The sequence below is a fragment of the Natrinema salinisoli genome, assembly GCF_020405205.1.
In the GTDB taxonomy this organism is placed as follows: Archaea; Halobacteriota; Halobacteria; order Halobacteriales; family Natrialbaceae; genus Natrinema; species Natrinema salinisoli.
Window position 1 is genome coordinate 2,794,465 of the sequence record NZ_CP084469.1, and the last position, 20,459, is coordinate 2,814,923.

Genomic DNA, 20,459 nt, shown 5'->3' on the forward strand with positions numbered 1-20,459 from the left:
GTTAGCGAGCGGTACTCTCGCCGGACACATTAAAAAAGAACCACGCGAGGGCATGCGGGTCCCGATAGTGTTTAATATGCCCGTTTCATACCTACGAACGTAATGTCGGAAGTCTGCTCGACGTGCGGGCTGCCCCAGGAACTCTGCGTCTGCGAAGACGTGGCGAAGGGCCAACAACAGCTCAACATCCGCATTGACGAGCGCAGATACGGGAAAGAGGTAACGATCGTCGAAGGATTCGACCCGAAGGACGTCGATCTGGACAGTCTCTCGTCGGATCTCAAGTCCAAATTCGCCTGTGGTGGGACCGTCGAGGACGACCAGATCGAGCTCCAGGGGAACCACACCGGCCGCATCGAAGAGTTCCTTCGGGACCGCGGCTTCAACGTCGCCTAATGCCCGCGATGCTCTGAGACGACTTCCGAACCCACGATCGCGCACGACGCTACGATCGGTTTTTTGCGACAGTCATCGACCAGTGGCGTCACTACCGGCTCTCACTCGTCGGCATCGAGCCACCGCTCGTCGACTCGAGTTCGTTTCGAAAACGGCTCCCGCAACGATCAGAACGGGGATTCCTGTTCGGTCGTTTCCGCTTCGTCGTCCTCGCGGACGAGCCCGTGCTTCATCCCGTACTTGTCGAGTCCACCCTCCATGCTCTCGACGCGCGCGTCGGCAGTCCCCTCGTAGGACCCGATGAGCTGTGCAGCCTGTACGCTCGCCTTTCCGTGGGGACAGACCGTGACGATGTGATCCTCACCATCGAGTTCGTCGATGCGGTCCATGAGCTGGTTGAAGGGAATGTTCTCGCTGTCCGGGATGTGGCTGTGTTCGAAACTCCGCTCGTCGCGAATGTCGACGATACGAACGTCCGCATCGTCCTCGAGGAGCTCTTTGACTTCGTCAGTAGAGATTTCGCCGTCCATTATCGTCGGATTGGATGTCGACTCGAATAAGATCAGGGGTTTGGAACGGTCACCGAACCCGCTCGCGATCCTGTCTGGGACACTTTTTCTGAGACTAAAAGATAGGAACAAAAGACATATAATATAGCTATTTGCTGGTCCCAGTAATGGCTACTGCGATAGTTCCGATGGGAGCCGCTGGAACGGCATTCGTCATCGGCTTGCCGGTGTTGTTCGTCGCCTGGATCGCCGCAGTGATCTGGGTATACAGTGATTGTCAGACGAACAGCCCCCACAGTCCGACGGTCTGGGCGTTCATCGTGTTCTTCGGTGGAATCGTTGGCCTCGTACTCTATTTCCGAATCGGTAGAGGGGAACCGGCCGCGCGTTCCAATCGGCAGCTCCGGGTGTAGGTCACTATAGCATTACAACAACCCGTCCTCTTTCGCCAGCAACAGCCCCCCCAGCGTCGCGTCGTTCGTCGGCTGCTCGCGAGCCCGCTCGAGCGCCTCGTCGACCGGCACCGTCGTCACCTCGAGGAACTCGTTGCTGTCGAGTTCCCGCTCGCCGGGTTCGAGTCCCTCGGCGTAGACGATCGCGCGGTCGTGTCGGAGGACGCCGGTTGCGACCGCATACTCCTGCAACAGGGCCGTACTCGAGGGTCGGAAGCCGGTTTCCTCCTCGAGTTCGCGCGTCGCCGCCCCCGTGTAGGACTCGCCGTCCTCGACGATTCCCGCGGGGAGCTCGAGGTGGGTCTCGCGGATGGTGGGGCGGTACTGTTCGACGAACAGAATGCGATCGTCGCTGCCGCTCGCACCCTCACCGGCAACACCGTCCATATCCGCGAGGACGCCGCCGTCGATCCGCGCGACCACGACGACCGCGGGCGGCAGATCCGCCCAGTAGTATCGCTTCTGCGTCCCGTCGGGCTGTTCGAGCAGATCGTATCCGCCGTCGTACCAGCCCGTCTCGTACTCGGTTCGCTCCTCGAGCAGGTCCCACTCGTCGGGTGTCGTCATCGTGAGCAAGTGGGCGCTCGAGCGGATAATAGGTGGTGGTCGCTACGAACCGGTTACTCGTCGAGCAGATCGGATAGTCGAGTTCGGCTACACGAGGTCCCGATACAACCGGCCGAACGCCTGCCGGCGGAGCGTCGCCACCGCCGCGTCCTCCTCGTTCTGGAAAGTCGCCGCGACGGCCTCGGCGTCCGGCCCCGCGTGCCAGACGACGTGGTCGACGTCCTCGTGGCCGGTTTCCGTCACCTCGCCGTCGTAGGACTCGCGCCAGTCCTCGAACTCCTCGCGGCTCCCGACGCGAACCGCGAGCAGACTCGCAAATAGCGCATCGCGAGCGGTCTCGACGACGTCGCCGGTGACGCGTTCGTCGTACTCCTCGCGATCGAACGCCATGGCCTTCGCGACTTCCCGGACGACCGTCTGCGCCGCGGGACCGACCGACTCGTACTGTGTGCGTGCGTCTTCGGCCGACTCGAAGGAAAACGTTCCCACCGTGTGCATATCCGGATCCTCGGCCGACTGGCAGTTACGCGTTTCCGTTCCCGTCGACGTCGCTGTCCGCGTCGTCGGGACTCGAGACCGGTTCATCACCGTCTCCATCGCCGTCGCTCTCGCTCGAGGACTGCATCTCGCGAGTCAGCTCCGCGGCCTCCCGAAGCACGTCCTTCGCTTCGGCGGTCATCGCTCCGCGACCGGGCTGGCGGCTCTGGCGGGCGATCCCCTCCTCGAGCGATCCCGGGCGGCCGCGCTCGTGACCGTGGCCGGAGTCCTCGAAGTCGGGGGTGTCGATCTCCTCGGCGTGTGGCGCGACGATCTCGCCGAGTTCCTCGGGGCTCCGGTCGCTCCAGTCGGGCGCGTGCTCCGCGAGCCACTCGCGGTGTTCCTCGCGACCGAGCGACGCGGTGATCGCGAGGTGGTTCGCGAGATGAACCGCGTCGGCCTCCTCGACGTCACAGACCGGACAGGCGTATCCCATGCGTGACGATACCGGTTGCGAACGGTAAAACGTCTCGCAAACCCGCTACTCGAGTTTCCGGATCATCACGATCGCGTCCTCGCCGTTGCCGTAGTACTCGGGGACTCGCCGAAGCGGATCGAATCCGAACTCACGATAGAGGCGTTTTGCGTCGTCGTTCGACCGTCGAACCTCGAGTTTGACCGTCTCCGCACCGCGGGCCGCGAGCACGCCGAGCGATCGCGACAGGAGCGTCGAACCGACACCGTCCCCGCGATGCTCGGGGTGGACGGCGATGTCCTTGACGTGCCCCAGCGCGCGGCCGATCTGCTGGGTCACGTCGGCGACGACGTAGCCGGCGATCTGCCCGTTCGTTTCGGCGACCAGAAACCCGGGTTCGCCGAGGAACCGCTCGAACGCGTCGTAGGGCCAGGGCTGGGAAAACGAGGCGTTCTCGATGCGAACGACCGCGAGCAGATCCGCGCGCTCCGCCGATCGGATCCGCACTTCCTCGCCGTCCTCCGGCGCGGGCGTTGTCACACGTCCGACTAAGACCCCGGATACTAAAAGCCGTACGCGTCTCGGCAGATATACTCGCGTTCGGGGCCGGTCATCGGATCGAGTGATGTAGCGGTTACACCGTCTCGAGGCGGTCGATTTCCGCATCCGACCAGTCGTAGAAGTGGTTATCAGTCTGCCGGAGGACGGTTACACACTCGTTGTGCTGGCGGCGAGCCTGGTCGACCAGCGGATCGTCCGGGTTGGTTTCGATCCAGTCGCGCAGTTCCGCGAGCGCCTCCGGCGAGTAGGTTTCCATCCGATCCTGGTAGTTGAGGATTTCGACCTTTCGGCTCTCCTGACGCAGGGTTCGAACGAGTGCCCATCCGGCAACACCGTAGAAGGCGAGCAGGGTGAACGCGAGCATCCCGAGCACCTCGGGCGTGAGCGCCGCCATCAGTCGTCACCTCCGGGTACTTCGCCACCCTCCGGTTGCCTACCCCGTCCCTCGAGGACGGACATGAAGACGTAGCCGACGAGGGGGAAGACCACGAGGACGAACATACCGCCGATCATCTCGGGGGTTCCGAAATTATCGTAGGCGAAGTAGGCCACGATGAATATCATCACCGACGGGATGACGTACTTGATAACGGGATCCCACCAGCGACCGACGTAGATCCCTGCGTTTCGGTTGACCGAGAGTAGCCGCAGGCGCTGTGGTCCCATCACCCAGCCGATGACGCCGATGATGGCGATCGTCGCGAGGGGCAGTCCCCAGTTGCCGAAGACGAAGTCGAGATAGTCGAGGATAGCCACGGAGTAGGCGCTGGGCAGCCCAAGCAGCCAGATCGCACCGCAGACGCCGAGCGTCGTCTGGGTCCGATCGAACCGGGTCTCCTCGCTGAGCGTCGTGACGCTCACCTCGGTGATGAGCAGTCCCGACGTGAACGTCGCGAGGAAGAACCCGAGGAAAAAGAGGATCGCGACGATTCCCCCGAGCGGAATCTCGGGGAACACCTGTACGAGCGAGACGAAGGCGAGCCCCGCGCCGGCGTCCGGTTCGACCCCTTCGACCGCGAAGACGATGGGGAAGATCGCGAGCGCCGCGAGGATGCCGACGCTCGACTCCCCGATCGCAGTGAAGAGGCCACCGCCCAGCGGGACGTCGTCGTACTCCCGGAGGTAGCTGCCGACTGTCAGCGCGATCCCCCAGCCGAGGCCGGTCGAGAACAGCGCCTGCCCGAGCGCGGTAATCCAGGTGTCGCTCTCGGCCAGGTACTCCCACTGAATCCCGAAGGCGAAGGCGAGCCCCTCGCTCGCTCCGGGCAGAGTGAGTCCCCTGATCGCCATGACGACGAGCGAGAGAAAGAGGGCGGGCACCGCGTAGACGACGATCCGCTCGACGCCCCGGCGAATGCCGAGCACGAGAATCGCCGCGATCGACCCCATCACGATCGTGTGGAGGGCGATCACGAGCAGCGAACTCGCAAAGAACTCGTTCATGAACGGCTCGGCCTGGAAGCCACTCGACGTAAAGGTGAATAGCAGCGAGTGAACGGCGTAGTACAGCGTCCAACCGACCACCGGCGAGTAGTACGACATCAACGCGATGTTCACCAACAACACGACGACGCCGAGGCCGACCAGTCCGCCCCGCCCGACCACCTCCCGAAACGCGCCGATCACCCCCTTGTTCGCGTACCGGCCCAGCGCGACCTCCGCCATCAACCCCGGCACCGCGAGGACGACCAGTAACGTGAGAAACGCGAGGACGAACGCGCCACCGCCGTTGTTCCCCATCACGTACGGGAACCGCCAGATGTTCCCGGCCCCCACCATAGCGCCGATCATCGCCATCAAGAACCCGAATCGACTTCCCCACTCCGCTCGAGCCGTTTTCGTCGGAACGTCACCCATCGTCGATCATCACGACCGTCACCACTCGTGGCATCGTATAACCATGTCATATGTTAGCAAGAATGAGTCGTGTAACAACTAATTTATGCCCCCGAAGAACCGCCGCATCGGCAGCGATCGGTCCAACCGATTACTCAGTAGCGTCCGTCTCCGTAGCATCCTCGACTCGGTCCGCGTGTTTCTCGAGGTCGGCGGCCAGCGCACGCGCCTGCTCCGGTGTTAACTCGAGATCTTCCATGTGTTTAGGAAGGTGTTCCTCGGATAGATTGTCGAACTCGAGTTGGAGGCGAACGCTGTCGGGATCCTCACGGTCGGCGGTCGCGTTCACGACGGCAACTGACTCCCATTCGAACGTCTCGCCCACTGCTTTCCCCTCGACGTAATCCAGCGTCGTGTACGCGTTAACCGTCATCAGTCGATCGGACATTCAGTTCGATCCTCACGCCCCGCTCACTTATACTGGTGGCTGTCACGAGCCAGATACCGCTCCCGGTTCCGGATTGTAGGGTATCCGTACGGTCCACCCGTAGACACAGCTATCCAGCACCACAACGGGGATCAAACCCCTCGTGATCGATCACAGCCGCGAGCAGTACTTCGGTGAATTCGAGTCCGTACCGACGACGAGCATCCGAAATCCGAGACTCCAAGACGGATCCGAACGGCCCGGCCACGCACACGAGTTCCAGCGATCGTGACGAACGGCCGATAGTACGCCGAAACGAGCGCCACACCTAGCGGCCGATTTTGCCACAACTTGATCGCAGTGAAACCCTTGCTGACTCGAGCCGATGGCGGAAATAATTATTTACCAGCGGACAATTCGTTGCTACACAGCCATCGATCGACGATAGCGATCTATTACGGACCCGCACGACCCGTCTCCATCACTGTATTTTGTCTTTCCAACTCTCATACAGGAATCAAATCGACGGGACAGCTCGAACGAGAGAGAAAGCGACACGCCAGAGAACCCGACAGCTGTCGATCCTGCGGCTTCGACCATCTTGGCAGCCCTTTGGTAGCTGTGCCTCGATCGGTGACCATTACTCTGTTACCGTGACAGTCCGTATCCGATAGTCCCCCATTCTGCTACAGTGCTGCCACCTTTTTCGTATGATACGTTTCGACGGTATCCGTTTGGAAAAAGTACGTATCGAGAGCGTTGTCCGTCAGAGATACCGGCATAATACTCCCGTAAGACAGAGCACGGGTATCGCTTGCGGCCGAAGCGATACTTATGACGGTAGGGTTCCAAGGGGCAGGCATGACTGACGCAGCCGAATGCAAACCAGAGCCGGTCGAGCAGGACGCGGAGGAGCGCGACGACGCCCACCTCGACGATATCGAAGAAGGGGCCGGTTGTACGGAGATCTGGGAGCATCTCGCCGAACAACGCGACGAGTAACGCGAGAATTTCGCCACGGCAACGACCTTTTTGGCGGCGAGACTCGTACCGAGGTTCATGACTGATAATCGGCCCGGTGATCGGACACAGCGCCGCGGCGAGAACGGGCGATCGATCCCGACGGACCGCGAGTCGCCCGTTGGGACACCAGTTATCCGGGGCGACGAATCGGTCGCCGGGACGCGCGCTCGCGAAGCCGTTCAGTTCGATCCCACCGACCCCGAGAGCCTCTCGGACGCCGCCGAAACCGTCCGTCAGTTCGCCGCTGGCAACACCAACGACGACCACCTCTATATGCTCCGTGGCGCAGCCGCCTGTGCCGCCCTCGTTCGCGGTGAAGGCTCCTACAAAGCCGCCGCCGAACGCGCCGGGGGTGACGCTACCGTCTCCTTCATCCGGAAGTGGGCCCGTGTCCACGATCTCCCGCGGTCGGTCCGCAAACAGGTCGCACTCGGTCAGATCGCGCCGACCGCCGCCAAACACATCGCCCGAGTTGGCGGCGAAGCGCGTCTCCTCCTCGCATGGGCCACCCTCGACGGCGACCTCACCGTCCGCGACGTCCGTAGCGTCGCCAGCGCCATCAACGACGGTACTCCGATCGAGGAGGCCCTCGCGGACCACGGCGTCACCGTCGGCCAACTCGAAGTCACGCTCTCACCGACCACCTACCGCGATCTCCGTCGACGCGCCTCCATCGAAGGTGTCGACCCCGGCCAGCTCGTTACCGACGCACTCGATAACCATCTGGAATAAAACGGACACCGCTCGCCGGCAGCTCCCTATCGGCGGCGGAGAAAGAAACGTTTAACCGCCACTCACCGGAATAGGAAAACACAGGGCCGGTAGCTCAGTTTGGCAGAGCGTCTGGCTTTTAACCAGACGGTCGCGTGTTCAAATCGCGCCCGGCCCGCTTCCTGACGGCGAACGAACTCGTGAGTCGGCAGTAACGGATCCGAAGCGATTTGAAGGAGACGAGTCCCAGCTCATGCAGTGAACGAAGCGAACGAGCAGGACCATCTTGGGATGGTTCAAATCGCGCTCGACCCGCATTTTCGGTGAGCAGATTCACGAGCGGCAAAACAGTTATCGAGATTTGAACGTCAAGAGCGAGAGGCTCACGATAACATGTCTACTCAGTGTCGATCGAAAGTAGCGTTCTAGCGAAATATCGAGGATTGGGCGTCGGGATCACAGAGACGAGCTCCTAGGTAGAGTGAAAATTGTTGTCACTTCCCCTGATTGAAAACTATAGAAGCCAAGGGCCGGATTTGAACCGGCGGTGGGCGGCTCTGCAGGCCGCTGCGTTCGGCCGGACTCTGCCACCTTGGCGCATCTTACCGTTGTTACTGCGTTCGTTTAAGCATAGCGGTACGGCACAATCGCCGTCATTGTCACTATACTCGGTATATACGCAGAAAACCCCACAGGGCCACTGCAATGCAGTGGCTCTGTAGGGTTGTGAGTATGAATGGTGGCGGCGAAACGAATTTCCCAGAGGGTCGCCCACTCCAGTACTGATCGTAACGCAGGCGAGCTTATCTTCCGTGTTCGGGATGGGTACGGGAGGAACCTCGCCGCTGTGGCCGCCGTAATGCCGATCAACGGGATCGAACCGTTGTGATACCAATATCGGTCGGTGTGTCCAAGACCGTAATATACGTGTAGTCCAGTTTGCGTCCGGACCCGTTCTCGCGTCACGGATCCAATGCGATGTAGTATGAATGTGTGGCTCGATCGATTAGTGCTCGCGGGCTCAACACCTCGTTGCCTTGGTGCGTACACCCCGAGTCTATCGAACTCGTCTTCTACGAGTGATCTCAGTGGTATCTCTTTTTCAGGTGGGTTTCGAGCTTAGATGCGTTCAGCTCTTACCCCGTGGTGCGTCGCTGCCCAGCGCGTGCCCTTCCGGACAGCTGGTACACGAGTGGCACCCATTCGTAGTTCCTCTCGTACTATACGAACGTTCCCGTCAGATACCGTAACACCCCCAATAGATAGCAGCCGACCTGTCTCACGACGGTCTAAACCCAGCTCACGACCTCCTTTAATAGGCGAACAACCTCACCCTTGCCCGCTTCTGCACGGGCAGGATGGAGGGAACCGACATCGAGGTAGCAAGCCACTCGGTCGATATGTGCTCTTGCGAGTGACGACTCTGTTATCCCTAAGGTAGCTTTTCTGTCAGCAATTGGCCGCATCAAGCAGCCTAATTGGTTCGCTAGACCACGCTTTCGCGTCAGCGTCCGTCGTTGTGCCGGACACTGTCAGACTTCCTTTTGCTCTTGCGCTCTTCCTCGGGTCTCCGACCCGAGTGAGGAAATCTTGGGGCGCGCCCGATATCTTTTCAGGCGCGTACCGCCCCAGTCAAACTGCCCGGCTACCAGTGTCCTCCGCCAGGAGTGAGAGTCGCAGTCACCATCGGGTAGTATTTCAATGTTGGCTCGGTGGCCCGCTAGCGCGGGTACCTGTGTAACGCCTCCTACCTATGCTGCACAATGGCGACCACGTCTCAGTGACAGCCTGCAGTAAAGCTCTATAGGGTCTTCGCTTCCCCTTGGGGGTCTCCAGACTCCGCACTGGAACGTACAGTTCACCGGGCCCAACGTTGGGACAGTGGCGCTCTCGTTGATCCATTCATGCAAGCCGCTACTGAAGCGGCAAGGTACTACGCTACCTTAAGAGGGTCATAGTTACCCCCGCCGTTAACAGGTCCTTCGTCCCCTTGTACGGGGTGTTCAGATACCTGCACTGGGCAGGATTCAGTGACCGTACGAGTCCTTGCGGATTTGCGGTCACCTATGTTGTTACTAGACAGTCGGAGCGCCCGAGTCACTGCGACCTGCCTCTTCGCGAGGCAGGCATCCCTTATTGCGAACGTACGGGACTAACTTGCCGAATTCCCTAACGTCGGTTGATCCCGACAGACCTTGGCTTTCGCCGCCATGAGTACCTGTGTCGGATCTCGGTACGGACAGTGTGCTCGCTTTTTCACGGGCTCTGGGTAGACCTGACTTGCGCGATCCTGCCATTCGAACGCTTCGTGCCATTACGGCTTCCACGCTCTTCGACAGTTCGACCGGGCGAAAGCCCGGCTCAGGCGGCCCCAAAGCGTCAGCTTTGAGTGCACACTGGCATAGGAATATTAACCTATTTCCCTGTTGTCTGCGTCGACTTACGGGCAGACTTAGGACCGGCTAACCCTCAGCTGATCAGCATTGCTGAGGAACCCTTACTCGTTCGGCCGTCGGGGTTCTAACCCGACTAACGCTGCTACTATGACCAGGATTTTCGTTACTGAACGGTCCACACGAAATCTCTTCCGTGCTTCCACCCGAACAGAACGCCAACCTACAAGATTGCGGTGTGAACCGCACTGCTAGGTCTCGGTGGTAGACTTGAGCCCCGATCATTTTGGGCGCCTCAAACCTCGGCCGGTAAGCTGTTACGCTTTTCTTAGAGGGTAGCTGCTTCTAAGCTCACCTCCCGGCTGTCTAGGGCTTGAGACCACCTTCGATCGCACTTAGTCTACACTTGGGGACCTTAACCCAGCTCTGGGTTGTCTCCCTCACGGTACACAGGCTTACCCCGTGCACCGGACTCCCTGCGTCAAACGACGTTTGTAGGTTCGGAGTTGGACAGGGGGGCGCACTCCTCTCGGAGTGCGGTCCCCCAATCCGTTGCTCTACCCCACAAACTATCTCGGCAGAGGTCATGCTTCGACATGTTTCGGTTGGAACCAGCTGTTTCCGGACTCGATGGGCCTTTCACCCCTAGACGTAGGTCACGAGAGGGTATTGTAGGACACCAACTCTAACAGACTTCCACGTGCCTTTCGGCACGCTTCATCTTGCCCACGCCTAGATCGTCCGGTTTCGGGTCGTACCCGTTTGACTCCCCGCGCTTGAACACGGTGGTCCTGGTGCAAAGCACTGCGACCATATCGGTTTCCCTACGCCTTCCCAGATGATCTGGTTAGACTCGTCAAACAGGCACACTCCCTGGTTCGTTTTTCAAAACGTACGACAGAACACCGGCTTCCCAAACTTCTTACTACAGGTTCGCACCTGATTCATTTTGTCCGGGACCTTGTGTGCCCTGTCGCTCCATCGCCAACTGATTTCACGCCCTATTGCACCTCCCTTCGTGGGGTGCTTTTCAGCGTTCGCTCACGCTACTTGTTCGCTATCGGTCTTGAGGAGTGTTTAGTCTTCGCGGTCGATGCCCGCGATATTCACGAGGGATATCCAACCCCCGCTACTCTGGAACTGACTCGTCTCTTACTCGTCGACAATACGGGACTGTCACCCTGTTTCGTGCTCTATTCCAAGAGACTTCCTGTCGGCTTCCGGAGAGTGATTGTCAGTCCGAACACCACATTGCCCGTGAAGGCTTCGGTTTGGACTGTGTCGCGTTTATTCGCCATTACTAACGACATCGCGTTTGCTTTCTTTTCCTGTCGATACTAAGATGTTTCAATTCTCGACGTTCCCCATTGCGCGAAGCAATTGCGGTGGGGATTCCCATTCGGAGATCCTGAGTTCTTCGCCTCCGTGCGGCTCCCTCAGGCTTATCGCAGCTTGGCACGTCCTTCGTCAGCTCTCAAGCCGAGCGATCCACCAGCTGGCACAGTAGCCACGTTCATCGGATCGGCAGTCGTAACGGATGTTACGACCACGTAGTGACCCGGGAACGGGTCCAGTGGACGCCTGGACTACACGTACACACGGTCTCATCTGCACGCCGTAGACGCGGCATGCATTAACCCTTCCCACCCGCGTTTACACGGGGTGGTGCATCGGTTCGTTCGGATTCAATCGTCGGGCCGTCTCCCACTTAAGGGGCACGATCCGAGATTTCCTCCGAGACATGGACCCACAGGGATTCGAACCCTGGGCATCCTCCTTGCAAAGGAGGCACTCTACCACTGAGCTATGGGCCCACGTCCGCCCACGATGGGCGGACAGAGCGTATTGTGTTAGCCTCGGTAGTTCAAAGGTGCCCGATCGGCCGAACGCTGGTCGATCGAACGTGGACTGCGTGGCGCAAAGCGCCACGAGTCAAGGTGGGTCAGGCACGACGGCCTGATCCCGGTCTGTGGAGGTGATCCAGCCGCAGATTCCCCTACGGCTACCTTGTTACGACTTAAGCCCCCTTGCGGAGCCCAGATTCGACCAGCGTTGCACTGGCCTCATCCGGACCCCACTCGGGTGCTTTGACGGGCGGTGTGTGCAAGGAGCAGGGACGTATTCACCGCGCCCTTCTGAGGCGCGATTACTACCGAATCCAGCTTCATGAGGGCGAGTTTCAGCCCTCAATCCGAACTACGACCGAGTTTCGGAGATTAGCGCCCCCTTTCGGGGTTGCATCCCACTGTCTCGGCCATTGTAGCCCGCGTGTCGCCCAGCACATTCGGGGCATACTGACCTACCGTTGCCCGTTCCTTCCTCCAGTTTGGCACTGGCAGTCCTCCTAATGTACCCAACCACCACAAGGGTGTTGCTGGCAATTAGGAGTGCGGGTCTCGCTCGTTGCCTGACTTAACAGGACGCCTCACGGTACGAGCTGACGGCGGCCATGCACCTCCTCTCAATGGCTCCAGTAAGATCATCAATCTGACCTTCACTGCACATTGTCGATGCTGGTGAGATGTCCGGCGTTGAGTCCAATTAAACCGCAGGCTCCTCCGGTTGTAGTGCTCCCCCGCCAATTCCTTTAAGTTTCATCCTTGCGGACGTACTTCCCAGGCGGTCTGCTTCACGGCTTCCCTACGGCACAGCACAGGCTCGTAGCCTGTGCCACACCTAGCAGACATCGTTTACAGCTCGGACTACCCGGGTATCTAATCCGGTTCGTGACCCGAGCTTTCGTCCCTCACCGTCGGATCCGTCTTCCAGAGGCGCTTTCGCCACCGGTGGTCCGTCCAGGATTACGGGATTTCACTCCTACCCCGGACGTACCCCTCTGGTCTTCCGGTCCCAAGCCACACAGTTTTCACCGGACGCCCGCGCGTTGAGCGCGCGGATTTCCCGATAAACTTGCGTGGCCAGCTACGGACGCTTTAGGCCCAATAATAGCGGTCATCACTCGTGCTGCCGGTATTACCGCGGCGGCTGGCACCGGTCTTGCCCAGCACTTATTCTACGACCACCTTACGGTCGTGAAAAGCGAGGGCTATATGCCCTCGCACTCGGAGTCCCCTTATCGCACTATCGTGCAGTGTAAAGGTTTCGCGCCTGCTGCGCCCCGTAGGGCCCGGTATCTTGTCTCAGATACCGTCTCCGGGCTCTTGCTCTCACAACCCGTACCGATTATGGGCACGGTGGGCCGTTACCCCACCGTCTACCTAATCGGCCGCAGCCACATCCTATGGCGCCGTAACGTTTCGCGTTCACACCACTCTAGGTGTTGAACGGTATTCCGGATTAGCCTCAGTTTCCCGAGGTTATCCGGATCCATAGGGCAGTTTGGCCACGTGTTACTGAGCTATCTGCTACGAGTCTGAACTCGTGCAACTAGCATGGCTAAATCGGACTCCAATAGCAATGACCTCCGGCAGGATCAACCGGAATGCTATATGTTACTCCCCGTGAGGGGAGGGTCTGTTGGCGGTGAATGTTGATACACACTCACACATAATGGTCCACGTTCGATGACACGTTGATCGTCGACCGATCGGGCGTCACCGAACTACCAAGGCTAACATCAGATCCCATCTGTACGGCGGACCGCAGGGGTGGAATCCTCATCTCTTGCGGATGTATTCGTAGTCTGTCTGGGGTACATAACCCCTTCGGACTCGAGCCATCCGAGATGACGGGACGAGTTGAACGTCCCGTCGATCACGTCTTCTTTCGCGTTCATATCCAACTGCCCTCGTACATATAAGGGCATCGGATCACAACCGCGCCGGAAATCGCATCCGGCGAGGGTGTTCACGACCACAACTGAACGCCCAGTCACGTATAAGGGCTCCGGATCGTCGTAGCCGGGATCACCGACCACGAACACATCCATAGTGGAGCTCTCGTATACGGATAAGACCGTCGGAACGAACCGACGGAACCTTCGAGGGTGGATATGATGCCTACCTCCGTGCCGGGTCGCGGCCGGAGGGAACGTGGCGGTGTGCGCCACGTCGTTCGCATTACAATCGAATGCCCGGTTCACATATAAGGCCGTCGGACGAGATCCATATCGAAACCCGGTACCATGGCACGGTTTTTCACGAGAACGTAGCGTTGGTGACAGTAATAAACCAACAGCTACTCGAGCTCGTCGAGACATCGGTCCGAGAATGTCACGCGGGCGGAGGTCGGCCGGTCATCCCACCCTTGTAGGGAGTCGGACCGAATGATACCCGCGTGCTCGCACTCGAGCGTGTACGCGCAAGAAGCCTTCGTATTGCGGGTCGGTAAGGCGGAGGACGCATCGATGGCGATAAACCACGTGCGTCGTAAGAGGGAGACGAATGGTCCGGGACCCGTTCGCTTCGGAGTCGACGCCGTCTGCAGAGGAGATCTGCTCTGCGCTGGACGATCCCGACTGTCGTGAGATAATTCGGACTCTCGAGGAACCACTGACGGCCTCGGAGTTATCGAAGCGGTGTGAGATCCCGCAGTCGACGCTGTACCGGAAACTCGAGGTGTTGACAGAGTCGACGTTGCTCGAGGAATCGACCGAGATTCGACAGGACGGGCATCACGCGAGCAAGTATTCGATCGCGTTCGACGAGATCACGCTCGGGTTGGACGAGAATCGAGAGCTCGCGGTCGAGATCGAGCGGCCGGCCCGAACTGCGGACGAACGGCTCGCGGAACTGTGGTCGGAGGTACGAAAGGAAACATGAATCCGCTTCCAGCAGGCCCGACAGAGATGGCACTCGCCCTCGCAGTCGTCAAAACGCTCGTTCTCGTCGTCGGGGGCGTCATTACGTATTTCGCGTTCAAAGCGTACCGTCGGACGAGGCAGCCAGCGCTTGGCTATCTCGCGCTCGGGTTCGGGCTCGTCACACTCGGGTTGGTGCTCGCCGGGATGCTCACCGAAGTGTTTCAGTTACACCTCGTGACCGGGATTTTGCTCGAGAGCCTGCTCGTCCTGGCTGGCTTCCTCGTGATCGCGTACTCACTGTACGTGCAATAAAACGAGACGACGGGTTACCGGTTCAGCGTGTGAATCGCATGTCCGAGTGCGTTTTCGGCGGCTTCCATGACGGATTCCGAGAGCGTCGGGTGGGTGTGGACCGTCGCAGCGACGTCCTCGAGCGTCGCTCCGAGTTCGATCGCGAGGGTCAGTTCGGCGATCAGCTCGGAGGCTTCGGGGCCGACGATGGAGGCGCCGAGGACGTAGCCGTCCGCCTCGTCGGCGACGATTTTGACGAAGCCGTCGGACTCGCCCGTCGTGAGCGCGCGGCCGCTGGCCCGGAACGGGAACTGTCCGACGACGGTCTCGAATCCGGCCTCCTCGGCGTCGGATTCGGTCATGCCGACGGTGCCGATTTCGGGGTCCGTGAAGACGGCTGCGGGCATGGCCTGGTAGTCGATCGCCGCGGGTTCGCCGGCGATCACCTCGGCCGCGACCTGGCCCTCCATACTGCCCTTGTGGGCGAGCATCGGTTCGCCCGCGACGTCGCCCACGGCGAAGATGTGGTCGACGTTCGTGCGCGCACGCGAGTCAGTGGTGATGAATCCGCGGTCGTCCGTCTCGATGCCGGCTTCCGCGAGGTCGAGCGTGTCCGAGACGGGCTGACGGCCGACGGCTACCAGTACCTTCTCGGCGTCGAGTTCGAGGCGTTCGTCTTCGACGGGTTCCGCGCTTCCGCCGTCGGCGGCGGCCCGATCCGCGGGTTCGGCGACGACGCGGATCCCGCCGTCGTCGCGCTCGTGCCAGTCCGATGCCGTGTAGCCGAACTCGAAGTCGATCCCCAGATCGTTCGCGCGTTGCTTCACGGGTCGTTTGAGGTCGTCGTCGTATCCGGGGAGGATCGAATCGAGCATTTCGACGACGGTCACGTCGGTCCCGAGTTTGGCGTAGACGCCGGCGAGCTCCATCCCGATGTACCCCGCCCCGACGATGACGAGCGAGTCGGGAACGGACTCGAGCGCGAGCGCCCCTTTCGAGTCGAGTACAGGCTCGTCGCCGTACTCGAAGTTCGGAATTTGAATCGGGCGCGAGCCGGTCGCGATGATCGCGTGTTCGAACTCGAGGGTCTCCGACCCCTGTCCGTCACCGCTGTGGGAGACGCGGGCGGTGTGGTCGTCCGCGAAGCGGGCCGTGCCCTCGAGCAGATTGACCTGATTCGCCTTGCAGAGTTTCTCGACGCCGCTGGTGAGCTGGTCGACGACGCCGTCCTTCCAGTCCATCATTCCGGCGAGGTCGATCGCCGGATCGGCGTGGATGCCCATCTCCTCGGCGGTAGCCGCCTCGTGTGCGACGTCGGTGGCGGAGATCAATGCTTTCGAAGGGATACAACCGTAGTTCAGGCAGGTCCCGCCGTAGGCGTCTCTCTCGACGAGCGTGACGTCGAGATCGAGCTGGCCCGCGCGGATCGCGGCCACGTAGCCGGCGGGGCCTGCACCGATGACCAGTACGTCCGTGCCGGTGGTGACGTCTCCGACGACCATCAGTCATCCACCTCCATCGTGTGTAATAGTGTTGCGCTCATGTTCAGTAGCTTCTTCTTCGATCACTCGAGCAATAGGAGGCTCGGGTTCTCGAGGTACTCCATGACGGTGTTCGTAAACTGCGCACCGACGGCGCCGTCGATCAGCCGGTGGTCGAACGACAGGGAGAGCGTCATCACGGATCGCGGTTCGATCGACTCGGTCCCGTCTTCGTCGGGTACGACGCGCGGTTTGCGCTTTATCTCGCCGATCGCGAGGATCCCCGCTTCGGGGTAGTTGATGATCGGCGTGGCGTACTCACCGCCGATGCCGCCGACGTTGGTGATCGTGAACGTCGATCCCTGCAGTTCGCCGGGACTGATCGTTCGATCCCGGGCCTTCTGGACGACCTCGTTCATTTCCGAGGACAGCTGTAACAGCCCCTTTCGATCGGCGTCCTCGACCACCGGCACCATCAGTCCGACGTCCGTCGCGGTCGCGACCCCGATGTTGTAGTAATCGCGGTAGACGATTTCGTCGTTCTCCTCGTCGATGACCGCGTTCATCTCGGGATACTCTTTCAGCGCCGCGACGACGGCTTTCATGATGAACGGCATGTAGGTCAGCCGGATCCCGCGCTCCTCGGCGCGCGGTTTGAGGTCGTCGCGGGCGTCGACGAGTGCCGTCACGTCGACCTCGTCGTGGTGGGTGACGTGTGGCGCGCTGTACTTCGATTCGACCATCGCCTCGGCGATGCGCTTGCGGACGCCCCGGAACGGTTCTCGGCGTTCGCGTTCGCCCTCGGCGAACTCCGCTCCCTTCGTTCCGACCTGTTCGCCGGCTTCGACCGCCTCCCTGTCCGCTTCCTGTGCCCGTCGCTGCATCTCGGCGTACTCCTGGACCGCTTCGGGCGTGACGAACGCCTCGCCGTCGCGCTCCTCGGTGGCCGGGACTGCGTCGATATCGACGCCTTCCTCCTCGGCGAGTCGCCGGGTGGCTGGCGCGGCGAGCGTCCTGTCGCGGTCTGCGGAATCGACCTGTGCCGGTGGCTCGGTCGTCGATTCGCTCGGACTCGAGCTCTCGACTTGGGCTGGCGGTTCGGCCCCGGCGGCGGCCGTCTCGCTCGAGTCGTCGCCTCCCGACGCCACGGATTCGGCCGCTGTTTCCGTCTCCGCGGACGGCTGGGCCTGCGCGCCGCCGGCCGCTCCGCCGCTCGCGGCAGCCTGCACGTCGGCCGCGGTGATCCGACCGCCGGGACCGCTGCCCTCGATACTCGAGAGGTCGATCCCCTCCTCGCGCGCCATTCGTCGCACGCGCGGGGGCGCGAAGATCCGACCCTCGGGCGTCTCGATCTCCTCGGTCTCGGCGCCGGTCGCACCGGGACTGCCGGCGGGCTCGCCATCCCCTGCTTCGGTCCCGGTCGTCCCGTCGGACGCATCGGCGCCTTCGGCCTCGCTCGCCCGCTCCCCCGTTTCGTCGGGCGTCGGTTCCTCGTCCGCTTCGCCCTCCACGTTGAACGAGATGATCACCGTCCCGACCGGGACCATCTCGCCCGCTTCGACGTGCAGTTCGCGGACCGTCCCGTCGACCGGTGCAGGGACCTCCACGAGCGCCTTGTCTGTCTCGACCTCCGCGACCGGCTGGTCCTCGGAAACCGTCTCGCCTTCCTCGACCAGCCACGAAACCAGTTCGCCCTCCGCGACGCCCTCGCCGACGTCCGGCAGTTCGAACTCTCTGACCATGTTAGAACCCCACGGCGTCTCGAATCCCGTCCTCGATGCGCGCCGGCTCGGGCAGGTAGTAGTCCTCGAGCGCGTACAGCGGGAACGGCGTGTCGAAGCCGGTGATGCGCTCGACCGGCGCTTCCTGGTACAGGAGCGCTTCCTCCTGGATGGTGGCGGCGATTTCGGCACCGAGACCGCCCGTCTTGGGTGCCTCGTGGACGACCGCCGCCCGGCCGGTCTTCTTGAACGATTCGACGATCGTCTCCTCATCGAGCGGCGACACCGTTCGCAGGTCGACCACCTCGACGTCGATCTCGTCTTCGAGGTTCTCCGCGGCCTCGAGCGTCGGCCGGGTCATCGCGCCCCAGGTGAAGACCGAAATGTCGCTCCCTTCGCGGCGGACGGCGGCCTCGCCGATCGGTACCTCGTAGGATTCGTCCGGCACTTCTTCCCGGAAGGCCCGGTAGATGAGCTTTGGCTCAAGGAAAATAACCGGGTCCGGACTCCGAATGGCGCTAGCCAACAGCCCCTTGGTGTCGTATGGCGTCGAGGGGATGACGACCTTGAGTCCGGGCTGGTGGACGAACATCGCCTCCGTCGACTCGGAGTGGTGTTCCGGCGCGCGGATGCCGCCGCCGTAGGGGGCCCGGATGACCATCGGACACGTATATCGGCCACGGGAGCGCGTCCGCAGGCGCGCCGCGTGCGAGACGATCTGATCGAACGCGGGGTAGATAAAGCCCAGGAACTGCATCTCGGGCACCGGCCGCATGCCGTAGGCGGCCATCCCGATCGCCGTTCCGACGATGCCGGACTCCGCGAGCGGCGTGTCGATGACGCGATTTTCGCCGAACTCGTCGTAGAGCCCTTCGGTCGCGCGGAAGACGCCGCCGTTCTTGCCGACGTCCTCGCCCATGACGACGACGTCGTCGTCGCGTTCCATCTCCGTGTGCAATCCGTCCCGTACCGCCTGTACCAGCGTGAGGTTCTCTGATCCTGATTCTGCAGCCATGTTATCCCTCTAGTAACGCGTCGTCACCGTAATCCTCCCGGATCGATTCGAAGTACTCGAGCTGTTGCTGTAACCGTTTGGGCATCCCTTCGTACACGTGTGCGAAGATTTCCTCCGGCTCGGGTCGTTCGACGGATTCGGCCGAGTCGACGGCGTCGGCGACCGTCTCCTCGATCCGGGATTCGATCGCGTCGACCCGTTCCTCGTAGAGGATCCCGTTCGACCGCAGATACGTCTCGAGGCGCGGGATGGGATCCTTCTGTTTCCAGCGTTCGACCTCGTCGTCGTCCCGGTAGACTGACGGGTCGTCGGCGGTGGTGTGAGCACCGAACCGGTACTGGACCGCTTCGATCAGCGTCGGCCGCAGTTCGTCCTCGTCGGGGTCTTTCGCCTTTTCGACGGCCTCCCTGGTGACTTTGTACACCGCCAGCGGGTCCATTCCGTCGACCTGCACGCCCTCGAATCCGTAGGCGGTGGCCTTCTGTGCGAGGGTCGCACTGGCCGTCTGGCGCTCGCGGGGCACCGAGATGGCCCACTGGTTGTTGTTACAGAAGAAGACGTTCGGGGTGTCGAAGACGCCCGCGAAGTTCAGGCCCTCGTGGAAGTCACCCTCGGAAGTCGCCCCGTCGCCGAAGTAACAGATGAAGGCCCTGTCCTCGTCGCGGAGTTTCGAGGCCCAGGCCGCACCGGTCGCGTGGGGGATCTGCGTCGCGATGGGGACGGCGACCGAGAAGATGTTGACGTCCTCGGGCACGTAGTTGCCCTGCTCGTGGCCCATCCAGTACAGCAGGGTTCGCTCGAGGGAGAGTCCGCGAACCAGCCCGACGCCGTGTTCGCGGTAACTGGGGAAGACCCAGTCCTCCGCGTCGAGCGCGTGGGCGCTGCCGACCTGTGCGCCCTCCTGTCCCGACAGCGGCGGATAGGTGCCCATCCGCCCCTGGCGCTGGAGGCTGACGGCCCGCTCGTCGAACCGGCGCACGAGCCGCATCTGTTCGTACATCTCGACGAGCCGGTCTTCGGAGAGGTCCGGCACGTCGGCACCCTCTCGAACCCGACCCGCCTCGTCGAGTACCTGTACTCGTTCACGGGGATCGCGCTGTAGCGTACTCACGGGAAGACCCACCTGTACATACTCGGGGTAACTATCGCTCAAGGTAAAGGAGTTTCCCAAATAGTTTACTATCAATGAGATTCTTGCCAAGCAGTCGGGAACCCACTGTACGATAGCGTACGGACCTGGACAGGAATGAGTGAAACTGACTGTTTCTATTTGTTTGTCTAATTCCGGGCGCTAAATCGACGCGGAGACTGGACAAAAGTGAAGTTCGATGACATTCAGTCGACGGCGGACACGGAAGATCGAGAGGACACGCCGCCGTTGTTGCCATAGGGACCAGCTTCGGGACACATTTCGGTCACGAC

Annotated in this window: 18 protein-coding genes, 3 tRNA genes and 3 rRNA genes; 7 read left to right on the forward strand and 17 right to left on the reverse strand. The window is 61.3% G+C overall.

The window, feature by feature from the left end:
• Positions 1-102: 102 nt before the first annotated feature.
• Positions 103-396 (forward strand): stress response translation initiation inhibitor YciH, encoded by a 294-nt coding sequence (gene yciH, locus LDB05_RS13845; RefSeq protein ID WP_006183677.1) that lies wholly within the window; start codon positions 103-105, stop codon positions 394-396.
• 167 nt (positions 397-563) lie between these two features.
• Here yciH and LDB05_RS13850 read toward each other — a convergent pair whose 3' ends face one another.
• The gene (locus tag LDB05_RS13850) at positions 564-926 is read right to left on the reverse strand and encodes a rhodanese-like domain-containing protein (protein ID WP_226004582.1); all 363 of its coding nucleotides are present in this window, start codon (positions 924-926) and stop codon (positions 564-566) included.
• A 146-nt stretch (positions 927-1,072) separates the two neighbouring features.
• On the opposite strand from LDB05_RS13850, the gene LDB05_RS13855 reads away from it, so the two are divergent.
• Complete coding sequence (locus tag LDB05_RS13855; protein ID WP_226004583.1) at positions 1,073-1,318, forward strand: PLDc N-terminal domain-containing protein; 246 nt, start codon at positions 1,073-1,075, stop codon at positions 1,316-1,318.
• Between the two features lie 12 nt (positions 1,319-1,330).
• Here LDB05_RS13855 and LDB05_RS13860 read toward each other — a convergent pair whose 3' ends face one another.
• The 7 genes from LDB05_RS13860 to LDB05_RS13890 form a co-directional block, all read right to left on the reverse strand.
• Positions 1,331-1,924: an NUDIX hydrolase gene (locus tag LDB05_RS13860; RefSeq protein ID WP_226004584.1), complete on the reverse strand. Its 594-nt coding sequence runs from the start codon at positions 1,922-1,924 to the stop codon at positions 1,331-1,333.
• Positions 1,925-2,011: 87 nt separating this feature from the next.
• Positions 2,012-2,422, reverse strand: a complete 411-nt coding sequence (locus LDB05_RS13865) for a DUF5809 family protein (RefSeq protein ID WP_226004585.1) — start codon at positions 2,420-2,422, stop codon at positions 2,012-2,014.
• A gap of 25 nt (positions 2,423-2,447) precedes the next feature.
• Positions 2,448-2,897 carry a DUF5810 domain-containing protein gene (locus LDB05_RS13870; protein ID WP_226004586.1) on the reverse strand — a complete coding sequence of 150 codons (450 nt, stop codon included), beginning with the start codon at positions 2,895-2,897 and terminating at the stop codon, positions 2,448-2,450.
• Between the two features lie 45 nt (positions 2,898-2,942).
• Positions 2,943-3,416 carry a ribosomal protein S18-alanine N-acetyltransferase gene (gene rimI, locus LDB05_RS13875; protein WP_226004587.1) on the reverse strand — a complete coding sequence of 158 codons (474 nt, stop codon included), beginning with the start codon at positions 3,414-3,416 and terminating at the stop codon, positions 2,943-2,945.
• Between the two features lie 94 nt (positions 3,417-3,510).
• Positions 3,511-3,831, reverse strand: a complete 321-nt coding sequence (locus tag LDB05_RS13880) for a DUF8026 family protein (protein WP_226004588.1) — start codon at positions 3,829-3,831, stop codon at positions 3,511-3,513.
• Positions 3,831-5,294 (reverse strand): sodium-dependent transporter, encoded by a 1,464-nt coding sequence (locus LDB05_RS13885; protein ID WP_226004589.1) that lies wholly within the window; start codon positions 5,292-5,294, stop codon positions 3,831-3,833. The genes LDB05_RS13880 and LDB05_RS13885 overlap by 1 nt, the downstream gene beginning before the upstream one ends.
• Before the next feature lie 130 nt (positions 5,295-5,424).
• On the reverse strand, positions 5,425-5,721 hold the full coding sequence (locus LDB05_RS13890) for a DUF6360 family protein (protein WP_226004590.1): 297 nt from the start codon (positions 5,719-5,721) through the stop codon (positions 5,425-5,427).
• An 840-nt stretch (positions 5,722-6,561) separates the two neighbouring features.
• Here LDB05_RS13890 and LDB05_RS13895 point away from each other — a divergent pair.
• The 3 genes from LDB05_RS13895 (at position 6,562) to LDB05_RS13905 (ending at position 7,612) form a co-directional block, all read left to right on the forward strand.
• Positions 6,562-6,702 carry a hypothetical protein gene (locus LDB05_RS13895; protein WP_226004591.1) on the forward strand — a complete coding sequence of 47 codons (141 nt, stop codon included), beginning with the start codon at positions 6,562-6,564 and terminating at the stop codon, positions 6,700-6,702.
• Positions 6,703-6,759: 57 nt separating this feature from the next.
• Positions 6,760-7,455: a DUF7119 family protein gene (locus tag LDB05_RS13900; RefSeq protein ID WP_226004592.1), complete on the forward strand. Its 696-nt coding sequence runs from the start codon at positions 6,760-6,762 to the stop codon at positions 7,453-7,455.
• Between the two features lie 83 nt (positions 7,456-7,538).
• Positions 7,539-7,612, forward strand: a tRNA-Lys gene (locus tag LDB05_RS13905).
• Between the two features lie 343 nt (positions 7,613-7,955).
• Here the strand turns inward: LDB05_RS13905 and LDB05_RS13910 are convergent.
• From LDB05_RS13910 to LDB05_RS13930, 5 genes are all read right to left on the reverse strand, one after another.
• Positions 7,956-8,031 (reverse strand) — tRNA-Cys (locus LDB05_RS13910).
• A gap of 140 nt (positions 8,032-8,171) precedes the next feature.
• Positions 8,172-8,293 (reverse strand): 5S ribosomal RNA (rrf, locus tag LDB05_RS13915).
• Positions 8,294-8,422: 129 nt separating this feature from the next.
• Positions 8,423-11,343, reverse strand: a 23S ribosomal RNA gene (locus LDB05_RS13920).
• Between the two features lie 226 nt (positions 11,344-11,569).
• A tRNA-Ala gene (locus tag LDB05_RS13925) sits at positions 11,570-11,641 on the reverse strand.
• 156 nt (positions 11,642-11,797) lie between these two features.
• Positions 11,798-13,271: ribosomal RNA gene (locus LDB05_RS13930) — 16S ribosomal RNA — on the reverse strand.
• Together the 16S, 23S and 5S rRNA genes with 2 tRNA genes alongside form the textbook arrangement of a ribosomal RNA operon.
• An 899-nt stretch (positions 13,272-14,170) precedes the next feature.
• Here LDB05_RS13930 and LDB05_RS13935 point away from each other — a divergent pair.
• Together LDB05_RS13935 and LDB05_RS13940 are read left to right on the forward strand one after the other, a co-directional pair.
• Positions 14,171-14,548 carry an ArsR/SmtB family transcription factor gene (locus LDB05_RS13935; protein ID WP_226004593.1) on the forward strand — a complete coding sequence of 126 codons (378 nt, stop codon included), beginning with the start codon at positions 14,171-14,173 and terminating at the stop codon, positions 14,546-14,548.
• Positions 14,545-14,841, forward strand: coding sequence for a DUF7521 family protein (locus tag LDB05_RS13940; protein WP_226004594.1), 297 nt, complete (start codon positions 14,545-14,547; stop codon positions 14,839-14,841). The genes LDB05_RS13935 and LDB05_RS13940 overlap by 4 nt, the downstream gene beginning before the upstream one ends.
• Positions 14,842-14,855: 14 nt before the next feature.
• Here LDB05_RS13940 and lpdA read toward each other — a convergent pair whose 3' ends face one another.
• The 4 genes from lpdA to pdhA form a co-directional block, all read right to left on the reverse strand.
• Entirely contained in the window at positions 14,856-16,322 is a 1,467-nt protein-coding gene (gene lpdA, locus LDB05_RS13945; protein ID WP_226004595.1) for a dihydrolipoyl dehydrogenase, read from the reverse strand.
• A 62-nt stretch (positions 16,323-16,384) separates the two neighbouring features.
• Entirely contained in the window at positions 16,385-18,043 is a 1,659-nt protein-coding gene (locus LDB05_RS13950; protein WP_226004596.1) for a 2-oxo acid dehydrogenase subunit E2, read from the reverse strand.
• Position 18,044: 1 nt separating this feature from the next.
• Entirely contained in the window at positions 18,045-19,037 is a 993-nt protein-coding gene (locus tag LDB05_RS13955) for an alpha-ketoacid dehydrogenase subunit beta (RefSeq protein WP_226004597.1), read from the reverse strand.
• A 1-nt stretch (position 19,038) separates the two neighbouring features.
• Complete coding sequence (pdhA, locus tag LDB05_RS13960) at positions 19,039-20,148, reverse strand: pyruvate dehydrogenase (acetyl-transferring) E1 component subunit alpha (protein WP_226004598.1); 1,110 nt, start codon at positions 20,146-20,148, stop codon at positions 19,039-19,041.
• Positions 20,149-20,459 lie beyond the last annotated feature (311 nt).

Coding starts and splice junctions, on each gene's coding strand:
- LDB05_RS13880 (WP_226004588.1), bottom strand. CDS start 3,831: ATGGCGGCGCTCACGCCCGAGGTGCTCGGGATGCTCGCGTTCACCCTG.
- LDB05_RS13865 (WP_226004585.1), bottom strand. CDS start 2,422: ATGCACACGGTGGGAACGTTTTCCTTCGAGTCGGCCGAAGACGCACGC.
- LDB05_RS13900 (WP_226004592.1), top strand. CDS start 6,760: ATGACTGATAATCGGCCCGGTGATCGGACACAGCGCCGCGGCGAGAAC.
- LDB05_RS13870 (WP_226004586.1), bottom strand. CDS start 2,897: ATGGGATACGCCTGTCCGGTCTGTGACGTCGAGGAGGCCGACGCGGTT.
- LDB05_RS13935 (WP_226004593.1), top strand. CDS start 14,171: ATGGTCCGGGACCCGTTCGCTTCGGAGTCGACGCCGTCTGCAGAGGAG.
- LDB05_RS13855 (WP_226004583.1), top strand. CDS start 1,073: ATGGCTACTGCGATAGTTCCGATGGGAGCCGCTGGAACGGCATTCGTC.
- LDB05_RS13860 (WP_226004584.1), bottom strand. CDS start 1,924: ATGACGACACCCGACGAGTGGGACCTGCTCGAGGAGCGAACCGAGTAC.
- LDB05_RS13950 (WP_226004596.1), bottom strand. CDS start 18,043: ATGGTCAGAGAGTTCGAACTGCCGGACGTCGGCGAGGGCGTCGCGGAG.
- LDB05_RS13940 (WP_226004594.1), top strand. CDS start 14,545: ATGAATCCGCTTCCAGCAGGCCCGACAGAGATGGCACTCGCCCTCGCA.
- lpdA (WP_226004595.1), bottom strand. CDS start 16,322: ATGGTCGTCGGAGACGTCACCACCGGCACGGACGTACTGGTCATCGGT.
- LDB05_RS13850 (WP_226004582.1), bottom strand. CDS start 926: ATGGACGGCGAAATCTCTACTGACGAAGTCAAAGAGCTCCTCGAGGAC.
- LDB05_RS13895 (WP_226004591.1), top strand. CDS start 6,562: ATGACTGACGCAGCCGAATGCAAACCAGAGCCGGTCGAGCAGGACGCG.
- yciH (WP_006183677.1), top strand. CDS start 103: ATGTCGGAAGTCTGCTCGACGTGCGGGCTGCCCCAGGAACTCTGCGTC.
- LDB05_RS13885 (WP_226004589.1), bottom strand. CDS start 5,294: ATGGGTGACGTTCCGACGAAAACGGCTCGAGCGGAGTGGGGAAGTCGA.
- LDB05_RS13955 (WP_226004597.1), bottom strand. CDS start 19,037: ATGGCTGCAGAATCAGGATCAGAGAACCTCACGCTGGTACAGGCGGTA.
- LDB05_RS13890 (WP_226004590.1), bottom strand. CDS start 5,721: ATGTCCGATCGACTGATGACGGTTAACGCGTACACGACGCTGGATTAC.